Below are 15,417 nucleotides of genomic sequence, written 5' to 3'. Positions count from 1 at the left end.
CCGCACGTGTCGTCGGCGGATCCGCAGCGCCCAGGAGCGCGGCGAGTTCGACTGACGGTTACCGTTCGACCGAATGTCGACCGGAAGCGATGCCCTCGGTTTTCACCATATCGTCGGCCATAGCAGCAGGCACAGTTCCGGCTGCCAGGCGGGGGGATGAGGCGCATAGACAGGCGTCAGCTCGCGACCGTGGTCACGGCGCTGCTGGCGGTGCTGTTGGCGCTCGGCGCAGCGAACGGTGATGGCCAACGCGGCGAGCAGCACCTGGTCGACGGCTCGCTCCCTCGTCCGGCGCAATCAGCAGCCCGAGATGCGGCTGCCCGCGAGGCGCTGACTACAGTGCCGGGGCACCGGCCGGCTGGACCGCGACCCGGAGCGGCCCCACACCTTCACCGGGAATGGCTTCGAGAACAGGCAGAGACCGGCGACCATGCGCCCCGGGCTGCGGGGGGGGACCGGCGTGAAGCCGCAGCAGCGAATCGATGGGTGGCTGGTTTCCGGGGGAGGCGAAACGGACCGGAAGATACAGGGATCTGACGATCACCGGTAGGCGTTTGCGGGGGATTCAGGGGCGATTCACAACCGTATCGACGAAGATGCGGCCCTGGCCAGCGCTGATACCGACCGGGGCCACTGCAGTCTGCGGGTTGCCCGGTGGGGAAGAAGACCTTCTCGACCTGGTGCTCCGGCACGAGCCCGCACCGGCATCCAGCCGCCTCGCCGGCGGGGTTTCGGGGGCGGTTCGACACTACATCGATGATAATGCGGCCCTGACCAGCGAACTCGCCGATCAGGGCCGCTCTCTGAGCCGCCTGACGGAATCGAACCGTCGACCTACGCATTACGAGTGCGTCGCTCTAGCCGACTGAGCTAAGGCGGCAACGATCATCGAGTATACGGTACGGTCCCCGACGGAACCGAGAGGGTTCCGGCGTCGGGTGACCCGGACATCATGGGACATCGGTGTCGTGCGGGACGACTAGGCTGCTCCGGTGAGCGACGACCACGTCACCCCCGACGGCCACGCCACTCCCGACGGCCCCACCACCCCCGACGGCGGTGGACAGAGCGTCGACGACCGTGCTTCGGCCGGTCCCGCCCCCGTCGACGCCCCGGCGGACCGCGCCGCACCGCACCCGACCGTCGATCCGGACGCCGAGCACGCTCCCGGTGAGCGGGCCGTCCGCAGGCCACGGGGCACCGATCCGGTGGAGCTGGGTTTCACTCCCCGTAAGCCGGTCCCCTGGCTCGCGCCGTTCCTGTTGATCAGCACCGGCATCCGTACCCTGCTGGCGATGCTCTTCGGGGCGTACCTCGACAAACGGGAGTTGCAGAACGCGCTCGACGCGCGGATCGGCGCGCAGGTCGGCCCGGACGGTGGGCTGTGGCTGGACTACGTGGCCGACCTGGGCGACGGCTTCGACGCCACCTACTCGGTGGCGTACCTGCTGGCCCAGCCGGAGCTGACGGTCGACGGGCACCGGCTGCCCCGGGCGCAGACCCTGGTGATGGGGGGCGACCAGGTCTACCCGTCGGCGGCCTACGAGGCGTACGAGGACCGGTGCAAGGGGCCGTACCAGGCGGCGCTGCCGGTGGCCCCGCCGCAGCGGCCGACGCTGTTCGCCGTGCCCGGCAATCATGACTGGTACGACGGGCTGACCGCGTTCCTGCGGCTGTTCGTCCGCTCCCGGGACCGCAACTTCGGCGGCTGGGGCACCGGCCAGTCCCGGTCGTACTTCGCGGTGGAACTGCCGGCCGGGTGGTGGCTGCTCGGCCTCGACGACCAGTCGGGGTCCTACCTGGACGACCCGCAGCTGTCGTACTTCGACGAGGTGGCCCGCCGGCTCGGCCCCGACTCCCGGGTGATCCTGGCGGTGCCGGCACCGACCTGGGTGAAGTCCGTCGACCATCCCACCGCGTACGACTCGATCGACTACTTCGTCCGGACGATCATCGCGCCCACCGGCGCGCACGTGCGGCTGCTGGTCTCCGGCGACCTGCACCACTACGCCCGGTACGCCGGCCCGGAACGACAGTTGATCACCTGCGGCGGGGGCGGCGCGTACCTGTACCCGACGCACACCCTGCCCGAGCGGATCGAGGTGCCCCCGAAGGACACCCTGTCCCGCCGGGCCAGCCGCACCCGGGCGTACGACCTGGTGGCCCGGTTCCCCGACGCGGCCCGCTCCCGCCGCTACGGCTGGGGGATCTTCCACCGGCTGCCCCGGCGCAACCCGGGTTTCGGGACCCTGCTCGGCACCCTGCACACGCTGCTGATGCTCGCCATGGCCGGGGTCGCGGCCAACCGGACCGGCACCGAGCAGCGGCTGCTCAGCGTCCCGCTGGTGATCATGTTGGCGGTGACGCTGCTCAGCGCGGCGTTCTTCGCCCAGCCGCCCAGCGCCAGCGGGAAACGGCACGTCCGGCACTGGCTGCTCGGCATCGGTCACGGGCTGGCGCACGTGGCGCTCGCGGTCGCCGGCACCTGGGTCTGGCTGCACCTGCCGTTCTACCACTGGCCGTGGCCGCTGCCGGCAGTCGCCGCCGCCGTGGTCTACGGCCCGGTGATCGGGCTGGTCGCCACCCAGGTGGTGGCCGCATACCTGCTGGTGGCGGGCACCTTCGGGGTCAACGTCAACGAACTCTTCGCCGGGCAGGGCATCGAGGACTCGAAGTCGTTCCTGCGGATGCGCATCGACCCGGACGGCACGCTGACCGTCTATCCGATCGCCGTCGACCGGGTCTGCCACGACTGGCAGCTCAACCCCGACCAGTCCCCCACCGCCTCCTGGCTGACCCCCCGCACTCCGCTGACCCCCCACCTGGCCGAACCCCCGATCACCCTCACCTGACTCCCCACCCACCACGCGCCACCCGCCGGCCCGCCGCCCTCCCCCCGCCCGCCCGCCGATGTTGATCAAGAGGTTTGCGTCACCAGGCGCGATCAAACTGACGTAAACCTCTTGATCAACCCCGATCAGAGGGGGGTGGAGGCGGAGCGGGCGGGGAGGTCAGGGAGTGGATCATGGATTTGAGGGCGTGGAAGGCGGTTGAGCGTTCGGCCCCGGTCATGCCGGAGAGCATTCTGACCTCGACCGAGCGGACGGCGGCGGTCGCCTGGTCCAGGCTGCGTCGACCGCTCGGCGTGAGCCGCGCGGGCAGCGCCTTGCCCACGGGAGCCTCGGCGGGCCTGGTCACGTAGCCCTCCCGTTCCAGGTTCTGGAGCAGGACGTTCATCGTCTGCCGGGTCACGAACGCCCCCCGCGCGAGCTCGGAGTTCGACAGGCCCGGTCGCTGCGCCAGCAGTTCGAGGCAGGCGTAGTGCGTCACACCCATCCCGAGCGGGCGGAGCACCTCCTCCATCGCCGCCCGCAGGGCGCTCGACGCCTCTTTCAGCAGGTAGCCCAGGGACGTGTTCAGGTCGATGCCGGCATCACCTTGACTCATGTCAGGATTCTGACATAGGTTGAGCCGTGTCAGGAACCTGACATGAAAGAAGGAGTACCACCATGCCCGTCACCGGCCCCGACTTCATCTCGCTCCAGGCACGCGACCTCGCCGCCTCACAGGCGTTCTACGAGCACTATCTCGGCCTCATCCGCTCGCCGGCCGGGCCCCCGCACGCCGTCGTCTTCGCGACCAAGCCGATCGCGTTCGCCCTGCGCGACGTCGTCACCGGCACCGATCTCGACTCCGTCGCCCAGCCCGGCATCGGTGCCGCGATCTGGCTACACGCCACGGACGTGCAGGCCATCCACGACGCGCTCGTCACCGACGGGCACACCATCGTCTCCGCACCTGTCGACGGCCCCTTCGGCCGGACGTTCACCTTCGCCGACCCCGACGGCTACCAGGTCACCCTGCACGACCGCGCCTGAGGTGCCGGCCCTGGCGGTAAGCGGCCCGGGCACACGCACGGGGCGCGGGGCACGTCGATCAGCGCGTCGCCGCCTCCGGGCCGGACAGGTCACGGCTCTCGTAGGCGCTGCGGGACCCGCAGACGTCGGCACGGGAACACATGGAGCGCGAGCCGTCGGCGTCCAACCGGACGGTCACCGCGTCCCGGGGGACGCTGTGGCCGACCACCCGGCCCTCCCCCTCGGGTGTGGTGACCCGGCTGCCGACCGCCGGGGCGGACTCGGTGAACCTGGCATAGAGCGGGTGCTCGTACTTGAGGCAGCACATCAGCCGGCCACAGGCCCCGGAGATCCGCAGCGGGTTCAACGGGAGGTCCTGGTCCTTGGCCATCCGGATGGTCACCGGCTCGAAGTCGTTGAGGAAGGTGGCGCAGCACAGGTCCCGGCCGCAGGAGCCGATGCCACCCTGCACCCGGGCGGAGTCACGGGCGGAGAGCTGCCGCAGCTCCACCCGGCAGTGCAGGGTCGCACCCAGGTCCCGGACCAGGGAGCGGAAGTCCACCCGGTGCGGGGCGGTGAAGTAGACCGTCGTCCGGTCCCCGGTGCCCTCGGTGGCGGCGAGGACGTGGTCCACCGCGACCACCTTCATCGGCAGGCCGTGCTCCCGGATCAGCCGCTTCGCCGCCACCTTCGCCTCCGCCTTACGCCGCCGCAGCAACTCGTCGCGGCGCAGGTCGTCGTCGCCGGCCAGCCCGACCAGCTTCGGGAAACCGTCGGTCTCCTCGGTGACCCACTGCGCCGCCCAGACGCACTCCGCCACCTCGGGGCCGTCGTCGGTGGGGACGAGCACCCGGTCACCGACCTGCGGACGGAACTCCCCCGGGTCGAGGTAGTAGAGCCGCCCGTACCGGTTGAAGCTGACCGCGCAGAGCATGCCCATGACATCAGCCTACGACGGATCGGCGGGACCCGGTCGGGTGCGGCGGGCGGGCATCCCGCCGGGGAGTCGACCCGGTCACGGTCAGCCGATCCGCAGCGGGCCGCCGTGGTACGACGGACCGCCGGCCGACCGCCAGGTCGACTCGGCCAGGCTGGGTGACCACTGGCGCAGTAGCGTCTCCGCCCCGTCGTAGGCCACCCCGAGCACCGCGAGCACCCGGGTGGCGATCTCGGCCGCCGCCCCGGACCCGACGGCGGGCCCGGCACCGGAGGCGGTCGCCGCCCGGACCCGGACCGCCTCGGTGGAGCCGAGCACCTCGGCCAGCACCCGGGCCACCGCCAACCGGCTGCCCTCCACCCAGTCGGCCAACGCGTCGGCGTAACCGGCGGTGGACTCCAAGCGGCCCACCAGGCTCTCCGGCCCCTCGTCCAGATGGCGCAGCAGGGCGGTACGGGCCTCGTCGTAGGACGACCCGGCCGGGCCGGACCAGATCCCCGGGTCGGTGAGGGCGGCGCACGCGTCGTCGTACCCCCGGATGAGCCGGCGCACGGCGTGGCCGGCGGTCGCCAGTGGCGCGGGGTGCAGGTCGAGGAAGGCGCGCAGGGCCTCCCCCGGCAGCAGCTGCATCCGGCGCAGCAACGGCCAGACGGGGTGCCCCTCGGGGGCCCCGGCGGCGAGCAGCGTGTCGACCCGGGCGAGCAGGTCGAGACCCGGCTCGGCGAGGCGGTCCAGCGGGTCCATCACGCCTCCCCGCCCAGCCGGCGGCGGGCGGCGTCGTCGGCGGTGGCGTAGCGGTCGGCGGCGCTGCGGACGGCCGACGCGGCGGCGGCCAACCGGGCGGCGGCGGCACCCGCCTCGCGGGCCCGGCAGTCGGTGGCGGCGGTCCACTGCCGGTGCAGGGCCCGTCCGACCTCACCGGGACGACCGGCGGCGTGCGCACCGAACGCCGGATGCGGCGGGTCACTCACCGTGACCGTGCGGGAGAGCGCGGCGAGGGTGGCGCTGGCCTCGTCGAGGCGGGCAGCGAGGGCGCGCAGGGCGTCCACCTCAGGCCCCCGCGAGCGGGCGGTAGGCGGTGAAGGTCTCGTTGTGCAGCTTCTCCCGGGCCCACTGGGCGGCGTCGGCGGCGGCCGTGACGACGGCCTGCACCGAACCGGCCACGTCCCGGGGGTGGCGGTTGTGCAGCGGCCCGAGGAAACGCACGTCGGTGATCCGGCCCCCGGCGGTCACCACCACCTCGACCAGCCCGTCGGGCGAGCGGACGGTCACCTCGACGGTGTCGACCGCCCGGTCGAACTCGGCCTGGAGGGACTCGATCCGGCGGTACCGCCGCACCGCCTCCTCGATCCACGCCTCGTCGATCTCGCCGCGCGGCATCCGATCTCCCCCCAGGTAGACCTCACCCTGCGTGCCACCACGATCACTGCGGCCCACCGGGACCGTACCGCACCCCGTCAACACGTGTCGATGGGCGGAAACGGGGGTCAGCCGCGCCAGAGGGAGAGCATCATCGCCTCCACGGCGATGCGGGGTTTCACGTTCGCCTCGATCGCCGCCCGGCACTCCAGCACCGCCTCCAACCGGCGCAGCGAGCCCTCGGGGGCCCATTTCTGCCCACCCGCCTCGGCCAACGTCGCGGTGTCGGTGTGCACCGGGGCGACCGGCGCGCGCAACGCCGAGGTGAGCGCGTCCCGGTAGAAACCGGCCAGGTCCACCAGGGCCCGGTCCAGGGCGTCCCGCTGGGCCCGGGTGGCCCGGGACTTCTGCCGCTTCTCCAGGTCCTTGAGCTGGCCGGCGGAGCCACGGGTCGCGCCCGCCGCGCCCCGGCCGGTGCCGCCCGCGCCCAGCGCGGTCTGCAACGCGGCCCGCTCGGCCGCATCGGATTCCGCCACCGAAGCCGCCGCCTCCGCCTCGGCCGCCTCGATCAGCGCCGACGCCGCGTCGAGCGCGGTGCCCACCCCGGTCAGCCGGCGCGGCACCGCCAGCACCGCGTCCCGGCGCTGGCGTGCCTCGGGATCGCGGGCCAACCGTCGGGCCCGCCCCACGTGCCCCTGCGCGGCGGCGGCGGCCCACTGCGCCACGTCGGGCGTGACGCCGTCCCGCCGGACCAGCACCTCGGCGACCGCCGCCGCCGAGGGCTGCCGCAGCGGTACGACCCGACAGCGCGACCGGATCGTCACCGAGACGTCCTCCGGGTGGGTGGACGGGGCGCAGAGCAGGAAGACCGTGCGGGGCGGTGGCTCCTCGACCGCCTTGAGCAACGCGTTGCCGGCCGCCTCGGTGAGCCGGTCGGCGTCCTCGATGATCACCACCTGCCAGCGTCCGCCGGACGGGGTGCTCGCCGCCCGCAGCACCAGGGCGCGCATCTCGCCGACGCCGATGGAGAGCCCTTCGGGGGCCACCAGCCGGACGTCGGCGTGGGTGCCGGTGAGCGTGGTGTGGCAGCCGGGGCAGCTGCCGCAGCCGGTGCCGTGCACGCACTGGAGGGCGGCGGCGAAGGCGCGGGCGGCCACCGAGCGACCCGAGCCGGGCGGGCCGGTGAAGATCCAGGCGTGGGTCATCCCGGCCGCCGGATCGACGGGCGGGGGGGTCCCCCCGGCGGTGGCCCCCTCGTCGGCCTCGGCCAGGGCGGCCAGGTCGTCGTCCGGGTCACCGGTGGGGGTGGGCAGGTGGGCGGTGCGCAGCACGGCGGCGGCCGACGCGGCGGCCCGGCGCAGGGTGTCGACCGCGTCGGCCTGACCGACCAGGTCGGCGAAGACGTCCGACATCAGGTGCGGTGCTCCATCCCCACCAGCTCAGAGTCGGATAACTCGGGCTGCACCGAGGTGTCCGGCCCGTGCGCCGGGCGGGGGTGCACGATGCCGGCCGGGTCCACCAGCAGCTCCTGCACCCGGCGGGCGACCAGGCGGGCGATCTCGTCGACCGGGCGGGCCGCGTCGAGCACCAGGTAACGCTTCGGGTCGTTGGCCGCGAGGTCGAGGAAGGCGTACCGGACCCGCTCGTGGAAGGCGACCGACTCCGCCTCCAGCCGGTCGGTCCCCCGGTTGCGGGCCGCCGCCCGGGACAGGCCGGTGCGCGGGTCGACGTCGAGCAGCACCACCAGGTCGGGCTTGAGCCCGCCGGTGGCCCACGAGGAGAGCCAGGAGACCTCGTCGACCGGCAGCGTACGACCGGCGCCCTGGTAGGCCAGGGACGAGTCGACGTACCGGTCGCTGATCACCACCGCACCCCGGATCAGGGCGGGCCGGACCACGGTGGCGACGTGGTGGGCCCGGTCGGCGGCGTACAGCAGCGCCTCGGCGCGCGGGGACGGCGCGTCCGCGCCGGAGTCCTCCAGCACCAGGGCCCGGATCCGCTCACCCACGGCCGTGGCACCCGGCTCGCGGGTCACCACCACGTCGCGGCCCTGCTCACGCAGGCGGGTGGCGAGCGTTTCCAGCTGGGTGGACTTACCGGCCCCCTCGCCGCCCTCGAAGACCACGAAGAGCCCGTTGGAGACGAACGGCTCGGCCGGCATCAGTGGCCGGCCGCGCATCGAACCCCACAGGTCGGCCAGGACCGGCACGCCCTTCTTGTCGTCCATCTGGCCGAACGCGCTGATCCCGGCGAAGATGCCGGCCAGGCCGGCGGCGAGCAGCAGCAGTCGGGTGGACGAGACCGAGATGCCGAGGTCGGCGATGGTCAGCTGGCGTGAGCCGCCGACCCCGACCAGCAGGCTGCTCAGCGCGATGGCCAGGATCAGCACCAGCCGGGTGCCGATCTGCACCACGGCGAAGACCCGGCCGCGTACCTCGTCGGCGACCTCGCCGCCGAGCAGCGTGGTGCCGGCGAGGAAGGCCATGCCGGCGCCCGCGCCGACCATGATCGCGCCGAGGATGGCCATCGACAGGTGGATGGCGAAGGCCAGCACCAGCACGGACGCGCTGGCCAGCACGATGCTCATGCCGAACCAGCGGCGGCGGGACATGTCCCGCACGATCATCGGGCCGAGCCCGATGCCGACCGCCAGCCCGATGAAGATCGCGCCGAACAGCATGTAGAAGGCGGCGTCGCCGGCGCCCAGCGAGGCGGCGAAGAACTTGGCGGTGCCGATCACGATGCCGCCGCCGGCGAACGCGCCGAAGATCCCCAGCACCAGGCCCCGGACCAGCGGGGTCTGGCCGATGAACTTCCAGCCCTCGGTGAACTGGCTGAACATGCCCTGCTCGGCGCGCTCACCCCGCTCCCGGGCCTGGGCCTGGCTGATCTCCTTGATGCCGAAGGCCACCACCAGCGCGGTGGCCAGCCGGGAGAAGGCGTTGAACCAGAGGGCGAGCTGGGCCGGCTCGGCCCAGCCGGGCATCTCCCCGCCGGTGATCCCCCGCACGCTGCGGTCCAGCACCGCCAGTCCGATCGCGGCGGCGACCGGGGTCAGGCCGTACGTGGTGATCAGGGTGAGCTGGTTGGCCGTCTCCAGCCGGGCGCGCGGGATGAGGTTGGGGACCGCGGCCTCCTTGGCCGGAATCCAGAGCAGGGTGATCGACTCGATGAGGAAGGTGGCGATCGCCGCCCAGGTGACGACCACGCCGCCCCGGACGCCGAGCAGCGCGACCAGCGGGATCGAGGCGAAGAGCACGAACCGCAGCAGGTCGCAGATGACCATCGTCCAGCGCCTGTCGAACCGGTCGGCGAGCACGCCGGCCACCGGCCCGAGCACCAGCGCCGGGAGCAGCCGGATCGCGATCACGCCACCGAACACGGCGCCCTGGGCGGTGCTGCCGGACACCTGCGCGGCGGCGAAGACCGAGGTGGCGAGCAGGCCGAGCCAGTCGCCGAAGGAGGCCGCGCCGAGGACGATCCAGAGCCGCCGGAACGGCCTGATGCGCAGCACGGAACGGATCGCCGCCGCACCGGACCGGTCGGTCGGGGCGGTGCCGCCGGGCGGTGGGCCGGATGACGACGCGCCGGACGACTCGCCGTGCTGCTGGCTTTCGATGGCCGTACCTCCACGTGCCGGCCCAACGCTGGGCAGTCCCGGTGGAACACTCTAGACCCGGTGGGGGCCTCCCCACCGGCGACATTCTCCTGCTCGCCGAGCCTAGGCCGCGAACGCCACCGACCGCAGCCCGGTAGGACGTGAGGGTATTTCGCATTGCCGTCCGGACAGTTAGCGTGCATTCGTGGCCATCGACAGCGACACCCTGCGCGAACGCCTCGACAAGGCGACCGCCCACCTCGACCCGCCCTACGCCGTGGTGGACCTCACCGCCTACGACGCCAACGCCGCCGCGCTGGCCGCCCGCAGCGCGGGCAAACCGGTCCGCGCCGCCAGCAAGTCGATCCGGGCCCGCGACCTGCTCACCCGGGCGCTGCGGCAACCCGGCTGGTCCGGTGTGATGGCGTTCACCGTTCCCGAGGCGAACTGGCTGGTCCGCTCCGGTGTCACCGACGACGCGCTGGTGGCGTACCCGAGCGCCGACCGGGGGGCGCTCGCCGAGCTGGCCGCCGACCCGCAGCTCGTCGCGGCGGTCACCCTCATGATCGACAGCACCGAGCAACTGGACCTGATCGACGTCGTGTGCCCACCGGGCAGCCGCCCCGAGCTGCGGGTCTGCCTCGACCTGGACGCCTCCTGGCGACCGCTGCGCGGGCGGGTGCACGTCGGAGTACGCCGCTCGCCGGTGCACAGCGCCCGGGCGGCCGGCGCGCTGGCCGCCGCCGTCGCCCGCCGACCCGGCTTCCGGCTGGTCGGCCTGATGTCGTACGAGGCACAGATCGCCGGCCTCGGGGACGCCCCGCCCGGACAGGCCGCGCTCAGCGCCGCGATCCGGATCGCCCAGCGCGGGTCGTACCGGGAGCTGCTGGCCCGCCGGGGTGCGGCGGTCGCCGCCGTCCGGGAACACGCCGACCTGGAGTTCGTCAACGGCGGCGGCACCGGCAGCGTGGCCGCCACCAGCGCCGACCCCGCGGTCACCGAGGTCACCGCCGGATCGGGGCTGTACGGGCCGACGCTGTTCGACGCCTACCGGGCCTGGCGGCCGACCCCGGCGGCGTTCTTCGCCTGCACGGTGGTCCGCCGGCCGACGCCGGAGATCGCCACCGTGCTGGGCGGGGGCTGGATCGCCTCCGGACCCGCCGCCACGAGCCGGCTGCCCCGGCCGTGGCTGCCGGCCGGGCTGGCGCTGGTCGGCAGCGAGGGCGCGGGCGAGGTACAGACCCCGCTGACCGGTGCCGCCGCAGCCGGGCTGCGGATCGGCGACCGGGTGTGGTTCCGGCACGCCAAGGCGGGTGAACTCTGCGAGCGGGTCAACGAGCTGCACCTGGTCGACGGCGACACGGTCGTCGCCACGGTGCCCACCTACCGGGGGGAGGGCCACGCCTTCCTCTGACCGTCGCGCGCCCCTCGCCCGACGCCGGGCCGTTCCCCGGTCCGCGGCGGGCGGGGCGGTCAGGGCTGGGCGACGGGCGGGGTGGGGGCCTCGACGTGCCGGTGCAGGTATTCGCGGATGAGCGCCTTGGCCTCGGCCAGGACCCGCTCGTCGCCCTCCTGCTTGCGGCGGAACGCCAGCTTGATCAGGGCGTCCGCGGCCTCGACGGCGATCTCCAGGCAGAACCGCAGGCGCGGCTCGTCGACCATGCCGAACCGTTCGGTGAGCACCCGGGCCAACTGGTCGGCGATCACGCCGTTGTTGTCCCGCTGCTCGTCGAGCAGGTGCAGGTCGACGACGTCGCCGAAGTGCAGGGTGCGGAACCCCGGGACGGTGCGGTGCATCGAGATGTACTCGTCGATGCCCGCGTCGACGCCGTCCCACCAGTGGGTCAGGTCGTCGGAGGCGAACCGCTCGTCGAGGCGCTGGAGGTAGGACTCCATGGTGCGCAGGGTCAACGCCTGCACGATCGCCCGCTTGTCCGGGAAGAACTGGTAGACCGACCCGATCGCCACCTCGGCCCGCTCGGCGAGCAACGTGGTGGTCAACCCCTCGTACCCCACCTCGTCGACGAGTTCGGCACAGGCGTCCAACATCCGTTGGACGCGCGCGACACTTCGACCCTGCACCGGAACGCGGCGCAGCGGCCCGGTCGTGGCGGCTGGTGTGGACACTCGACGCCACCCCCCTTCGACGGAAGAACATATCCACATGTCACGAGACCGTGACTACCGGTACAACGAGCGGACCTCGATTGCGGTATTTACCAGGCACAACGTTCCTGATATGAAGGCAGTTCACATTCATGTCGAGGAGCGCCGATGGCCGGTACCGCCACCGCCTGGTCCAACTGGGCGGGCAACCAACACAGCGTCGCCACCGCCATCCTGCGCCCTACCACCGTCGAGGACATAGCCGAGGCGGTCCTGGACGTGGCGGGCGCAGGTGAGCGGATCAGAGTGGTCGGCAGCGGCCACTCGTTCACCCCCATCGCCGTGTCCGACGGGCGGCGGATGGAGCTGTCCGCCCTGCGGACCGAAGTCCGGGTCGACCGGGCGGCCCGACTGGTCACCGTCCCCGCCGGGACCACCCTGCGGGCGCTCAACGCGCTGCTCGCCGGGCACGGCCTGGCCATGCCCAACCTGGGCGACATCGACGCGCAGACCATCGCCGGGGCGATCTCCACCGGCACCCACGGCACCGGTGCCGCGTACGGCTGCCTGTCCACCTTCGTCGAGGCGCTCACCCTGGTCACCGGCACCGGCGAGGTGCTGCGCTGCTCGGCCGAGGAACACCCGGAGATCTTCGCCGCCGCCCGGGTCGGCCTGGGAGCGCTCGGCGTGCTCGCCGAGGTCACCCTGCGCTGCGTCGACGCGTTCACCCTGCGCGCACACGAACGCCCCGCCCCGCTCGACGAGGTGCTGGGCGACCTGTCCGGTCTCATCGGCCGGCACGACCACGTCGAGTTCTACTGGTTCCCGTACACCGACCGGGTGCAGCTCAAGACCAACGACCGGGTGCCGGCCGACGACCGGCCGCTGCCGCGCTGGCGGGGCTGGCTGGACGACGAACTCCTCGCCAACACGGTCTTCGCCGGGGCCTGCCGGCTGGGCCGCGCCGTGCCGCCGCTGGTCCCCACCATCAGCGCGGTGTCCGCGCGGGCACTGACCGAGCGCACCTACACCGGCCGCTCCGACACCGTCTTCTGCACCCCGCGCCGGGTCCGCTTCGTCGAGATGGAGTACGGCATCCCGCGCGCCGCCCTGCCGCAGGCGCTGGCGGAGCTGCGCCGCATCGTCGACCGGCTGCCGTTCAAGGTGCTCTTCCCGGTCGAGGTGCGGTTCACCGCCGCCGACGACATCTGGCTGTCCCACGGCTACGGGCGTGACTCGGCCTACCTCGCCGTCCACCAGTACGTCGGCATGCCGTACGAGCCGTACTTCCGGGCCTTCGAGGAGGTCGCTGCCGGGCTGGGCGGCCGACCCCACTGGGGCAAGCTGCACTACCGGGACGCGGCGTCCCTGGCGACCGCGTACCCGAGATTCGCCGACTTCCAGGACCTCCGCGCCCGACTCGACCCCGGCCGGGTCCTCACCAACCCCCACCTCGACCACATCCTCGGCGAGTGACCCACCCGCCGCCAGGGGTGACGACGACGGCGGGAACGGCACGGTAGCCTGCCTGCGATGCCCCGAATCTCCACCCGCCGTAACGGTCTCCTGGCGTGCTGCGCGGCCCTGTCGCTGTGGCTCGTCGCGTGTGGCGAGCCACCCGACGAGCCCACCGCCGCCCCGCCCGCCCCGGCAGCCCCGGACACGGTGGTGACCGACTTCGTCAGCCGGCTCAAGCCGACCGATCCCTACCGCGACCCGGACCCGACGGAACGGCAGACGGCCCGTCGGGCGGTGACACTGTTGGTGACCGGGGACCAGTCGGGGCTGCCGGAGGCGAGCGGGCTGCTGGCCAAGCTGGGCTTCACCGCCAGCAGGGGCCGCGATCCGCAGACCGGGCGCGACTACGCGCTGTTCGTCACCGGGGCCGGCGCGGAGCGGCCCTGGGGCCTGATCATGGTGGACCTGTCCCAGCCGGTACGGCTCGCCGTCGAGGTGCCCCACCCCAACTCGGACCTGCACACGGAGGACATCGGACTGCGGCTGTTCCGGGCGACGCCGGGCAGCATCATGCTGGTCGCCGGCGCACACCGCCGGGCCGGCGACGGGCGGGCGGACGCGGCGCACAACTCCCAGGGCCTGTTCCAACTGGCCAGCGAGCGGTTCGCCCGCAACCGGATCAACCAGATCCAACTGCACGGCTTCGCCGAGCAGAGCCTCCCCGGCGAGGAGATGGTGGTCTCCAACGGGCAGAAGCGCTCCACCCCCGCCCTGCGCCGCACGGCCGACGCGCTGGACACCGCCGGCTTCGTCGCCTGCCGGGCCTGGACCAGCAGGTGCGGTGAGTTGGAGGGCACCACCAACACCCAGGCCGAGGCGGCCCGCAAGCAGGGCGCGGTCTTCGTCCATCTGGAGATCACCTGGGCGGTACGCCGTGCCGAGGACCGTCGGGCGGACCTGGTGGCGGCACTGGTGGCCGCCGACCTTCCCCGCCGCTGACACCCACCGGCCCGCAGCCCCGGCACCCGAGAACGCCACCCCCGCGTTGCCGGCCGGCCGGGGTCAGACCCGGCGTGCCGACAGGAACCGGCCCGACCAGTAGCCCGGCCCGTCCAGCAGCGACTCACCGCCGAAGTCACCGAACGTCGGACCGTCCGCCTTGACCCGGCTGGAGAAGAACCGGTGGTGACCGGCATCGTCGACACCGAGATAGATGCCGGAGTGCTCGATGCTCGGGCCGGCGTTCGCCCCGTGGTTGAAGAAGACCAGGTCACCCTCCTGGAGGACGCCGTAGTCCCGGGCCGCCCGACCGGTGTTCGGGATCAGCAACGCGCCGGGGCCGAAACCGGCCATCGCGTACGCCCGGCGGGGCAGTCCGGCACCCTTGGTGTTGGTGCCCCGCAACGGGTACTTCATCCGGTAGCCGTAGACCATCCGGATGAAACCCGAGCAGTCCAGGCTGCGGAAGTGGTCCTTGGCCGGCCGCTCGTGCTTGCCGTCCGGGAAGTCCCACTCCACACCGAGGTAGTCGTAGAAGTCGGAGTTCTCGGCACGACCGTCCGGGTCCGCCGCCGAGAGTGGGCCGAAGGAGGCGTCACCGGCGAACTGGCGGCCCTTGGCGTCCTTACGGGCGGGCGCGTCGTCCAGGTAGTCCATCGCGATGGCGAGGGCGTCCGGGCTGTCGTCCCCCACCGCCTTGTCCAGCCACGGCCGGAACCATGCCGCCTTCTCCTCACCGGCCTTCCACGGGGTCGGGGCGAGCCGGATCCAGGCGTCGGTGGTCACCGACGACTTCGTGAAGCGGGGCTCGGTGAAGGTCCGCTCGGGGCCGGCGACGCGTACCGTGCGGGCCTTGTCGGTGAACACCGCCAGCACCCGCCCGGCCGCGTCGCGGACCTGGGTCCGCGACGGTTTGCCCAGCCGGGTGAAGGTCAGCTCGGCGGACTCGACCGACGCCGCGCCCGGGCCGGCCGCGCTGCCCGGCGGGGCGGTCGACGCGGACCGGTCGGGACGGAGCGCCACGACGACGATCACACCCGCGGCGATCAGGACGACGGCCAGCGTCGCCCAGATCCCGTTCCTGCTCTGTGACACGGGGGATG

The 15,417-nt window shown here is 73.0% G+C and carries 14 protein-coding genes and 1 tRNA gene; 5 read left to right on the top strand and 10 right to left on the bottom strand.

The window, feature by feature from the left end; translation table 11 throughout:
* Positions 1-806: 806 nt before the first annotated feature.
* A tRNA-Thr gene (locus tag AB0C22_RS02735) sits at positions 807-880 on the bottom strand.
* Positions 881-992: 112 nt separating this feature from the next.
* Between AB0C22_RS02735 and AB0C22_RS02730 the strand changes: the two genes are divergently transcribed.
* The gene (locus tag AB0C22_RS02730) at positions 993-2,852 is read left to right on the top strand and encodes a metallophosphoesterase (RefSeq protein WP_308290985.1); all 1,860 of its coding nucleotides are present in this window, start codon (positions 993-995) and stop codon (positions 2,850-2,852) included.
* A 115-nt stretch (positions 2,853-2,967) separates the two neighbouring features.
* Here the strand turns inward: AB0C22_RS02730 and AB0C22_RS02725 are convergent, their stop codons facing one another.
* Positions 2,968-3,447, bottom strand: coding sequence for a MarR family transcriptional regulator (locus tag AB0C22_RS02725; protein ID WP_219466002.1), 480 nt, complete (start codon positions 3,445-3,447; stop codon positions 2,968-2,970).
* Between the two features lie 62 nt (positions 3,448-3,509).
* Here AB0C22_RS02725 and AB0C22_RS02720 point away from each other — a divergent pair, with 62 nt between their 5' ends.
* Positions 3,510-3,878, top strand: coding sequence for a VOC family protein (locus tag AB0C22_RS02720; RefSeq protein ID WP_219466000.1), 369 nt, complete (start codon positions 3,510-3,512; stop codon positions 3,876-3,878).
* 58 nt (positions 3,879-3,936) lie between these two features.
* Here AB0C22_RS02720 and ricT read toward each other — a convergent pair whose 3' ends face one another.
* The 6 genes from ricT to tmk form a co-directional block, all read right to left on the bottom strand.
* Complete coding sequence (gene ricT / locus AB0C22_RS02715; protein ID WP_219465998.1) at positions 3,937-4,797, bottom strand: regulatory iron-sulfur-containing complex subunit RicT; 861 nt, start codon at positions 4,795-4,797, stop codon at positions 3,937-3,939.
* An 81-nt stretch (positions 4,798-4,878) separates the two neighbouring features.
* Positions 4,879-5,538 (bottom strand): hypothetical protein, encoded by a 660-nt coding sequence (locus AB0C22_RS02710; protein ID WP_357533097.1) that lies wholly within the window; start codon positions 5,536-5,538, stop codon positions 4,879-4,881.
* Complete coding sequence (locus tag AB0C22_RS02705) at positions 5,538-5,843, bottom strand: hypothetical protein (RefSeq protein ID WP_219465995.1); 306 nt, start codon at positions 5,841-5,843, stop codon at positions 5,538-5,540. Before AB0C22_RS02705 ends, AB0C22_RS02710 begins: the two co-directional genes overlap by 1 nt.
* 1 nt (position 5,844) lies before the next feature.
* Positions 5,845-6,174, bottom strand: coding sequence for a YbaB/EbfC family nucleoid-associated protein (locus AB0C22_RS02700; RefSeq protein ID WP_219465994.1), 330 nt, complete (start codon positions 6,172-6,174; stop codon positions 5,845-5,847).
* 107 nt (positions 6,175-6,281) lie between these two features.
* Positions 6,282-7,565 carry a DNA polymerase III subunit delta' gene (locus AB0C22_RS02695; RefSeq protein ID WP_208565568.1) on the bottom strand — a complete coding sequence of 428 codons (1,284 nt, stop codon included), beginning with the start codon at positions 7,563-7,565 and terminating at the stop codon, positions 6,282-6,284.
* Positions 7,565-9,667, bottom strand: a complete 2,103-nt coding sequence (gene tmk / locus AB0C22_RS02690) for a dTMP kinase (RefSeq protein ID WP_357533094.1) — start codon at positions 9,665-9,667, stop codon at positions 7,565-7,567. Before tmk ends, AB0C22_RS02695 begins: the two co-directional genes overlap by 1 nt.
* A 289-nt stretch (positions 9,668-9,956) precedes the next feature.
* Here tmk and AB0C22_RS02685 point away from each other — a divergent pair, with 289 nt between their 5' ends.
* Positions 9,957-11,165: an amino acid deaminase/aldolase gene (locus AB0C22_RS02685; RefSeq protein ID WP_357533092.1), complete on the top strand. Its 1,209-nt coding sequence runs from the start codon at positions 9,957-9,959 to the stop codon at positions 11,163-11,165.
* Between the two features lie 59 nt (positions 11,166-11,224).
* Here AB0C22_RS02685 and AB0C22_RS02680 read toward each other — a convergent pair whose 3' ends face one another.
* Complete coding sequence (locus tag AB0C22_RS02680; RefSeq protein WP_208565565.1) at positions 11,225-11,800, bottom strand: TetR/AcrR family transcriptional regulator; 576 nt, start codon at positions 11,798-11,800, stop codon at positions 11,225-11,227.
* Positions 11,801-12,025: 225 nt separating this feature from the next.
* On the opposite strand from AB0C22_RS02680, the gene AB0C22_RS02675 reads away from it, so the two are divergent.
* Together AB0C22_RS02675 and AB0C22_RS02670 are read left to right on the top strand one after the other, a co-directional pair.
* Positions 12,026-13,333 (top strand): D-arabinono-1,4-lactone oxidase, encoded by a 1,308-nt coding sequence (locus AB0C22_RS02675; protein WP_219465989.1) that lies wholly within the window; start codon positions 12,026-12,028, stop codon positions 13,331-13,333.
* Between the two features lie 57 nt (positions 13,334-13,390).
* Positions 13,391-14,314, top strand: coding sequence for a hypothetical protein (locus tag AB0C22_RS02670; RefSeq protein ID WP_357533090.1), 924 nt, complete (start codon positions 13,391-13,393; stop codon positions 14,312-14,314).
* A 63-nt stretch (positions 14,315-14,377) separates the two neighbouring features.
* Here AB0C22_RS02670 and AB0C22_RS02665 read toward each other — a convergent pair whose 3' ends face one another.
* On the bottom strand, positions 14,378-15,409 hold the full coding sequence (locus AB0C22_RS02665; RefSeq protein ID WP_219465974.1) for an NlpC/P60 family protein: 1,032 nt from the start codon (positions 15,407-15,409) through the stop codon (positions 14,378-14,380).
* Positions 15,410-15,417: the final 8 nt, after the last annotated feature.

The organism is Micromonospora sp. NPDC048894 (assembly GCF_040649765.1).
Taxonomy (GTDB): Bacteria; Actinomycetota; Actinomycetes; order Mycobacteriales; family Micromonosporaceae; genus Micromonospora; species Micromonospora antibiotica.
Note: the sequence above shows the minus strand (reverse complement) of the source record. Positions and strands in the feature narration are given on the sequence as shown.

Excerpts from the sequence above, each read along its gene's own strand:
- AB0C22_RS02720 (WP_219466000.1), top strand. The coding sequence starts at position 3,510 with ATGCCCGTCACCGGCCCCGACTTCATCTCGCTCCAGGCACGCGACCTC.
- ricT (WP_219465998.1), bottom strand. The coding sequence starts at position 4,797 with ATGGGCATGCTCTGCGCGGTCAGCTTCAACCGGTACGGGCGGCTCTAC.
- AB0C22_RS02675 (WP_219465989.1), top strand. The coding sequence starts at position 12,026 with ATGGCCGGTACCGCCACCGCCTGGTCCAACTGGGCGGGCAACCAACAC.
- AB0C22_RS02710 (WP_357533097.1), bottom strand. The coding sequence starts at position 5,538 with ATGGACCCGCTGGACCGCCTCGCCGAGCCGGGTCTCGACCTGCTCGCC.
- AB0C22_RS02725 (WP_219466002.1), bottom strand. The coding sequence starts at position 3,447 with ATGAGTCAAGGTGATGCCGGCATCGACCTGAACACGTCCCTGGGCTAC.
- AB0C22_RS02695 (WP_208565568.1), bottom strand. The coding sequence starts at position 7,565 with ATGTCGGACGTCTTCGCCGACCTGGTCGGTCAGGCCGACGCGGTCGAC.
- AB0C22_RS02670 (WP_357533090.1), top strand. The coding sequence starts at position 13,391 with ATGCCCCGAATCTCCACCCGCCGTAACGGTCTCCTGGCGTGCTGCGCG.
- AB0C22_RS02680 (WP_208565565.1), bottom strand. The coding sequence starts at position 11,800 with ATGTTGGACGCCTGTGCCGAACTCGTCGACGAGGTGGGGTACGAGGGG.
- AB0C22_RS02700 (WP_219465994.1), bottom strand. The coding sequence starts at position 6,174 with ATGCCGCGCGGCGAGATCGACGAGGCGTGGATCGAGGAGGCGGTGCGG.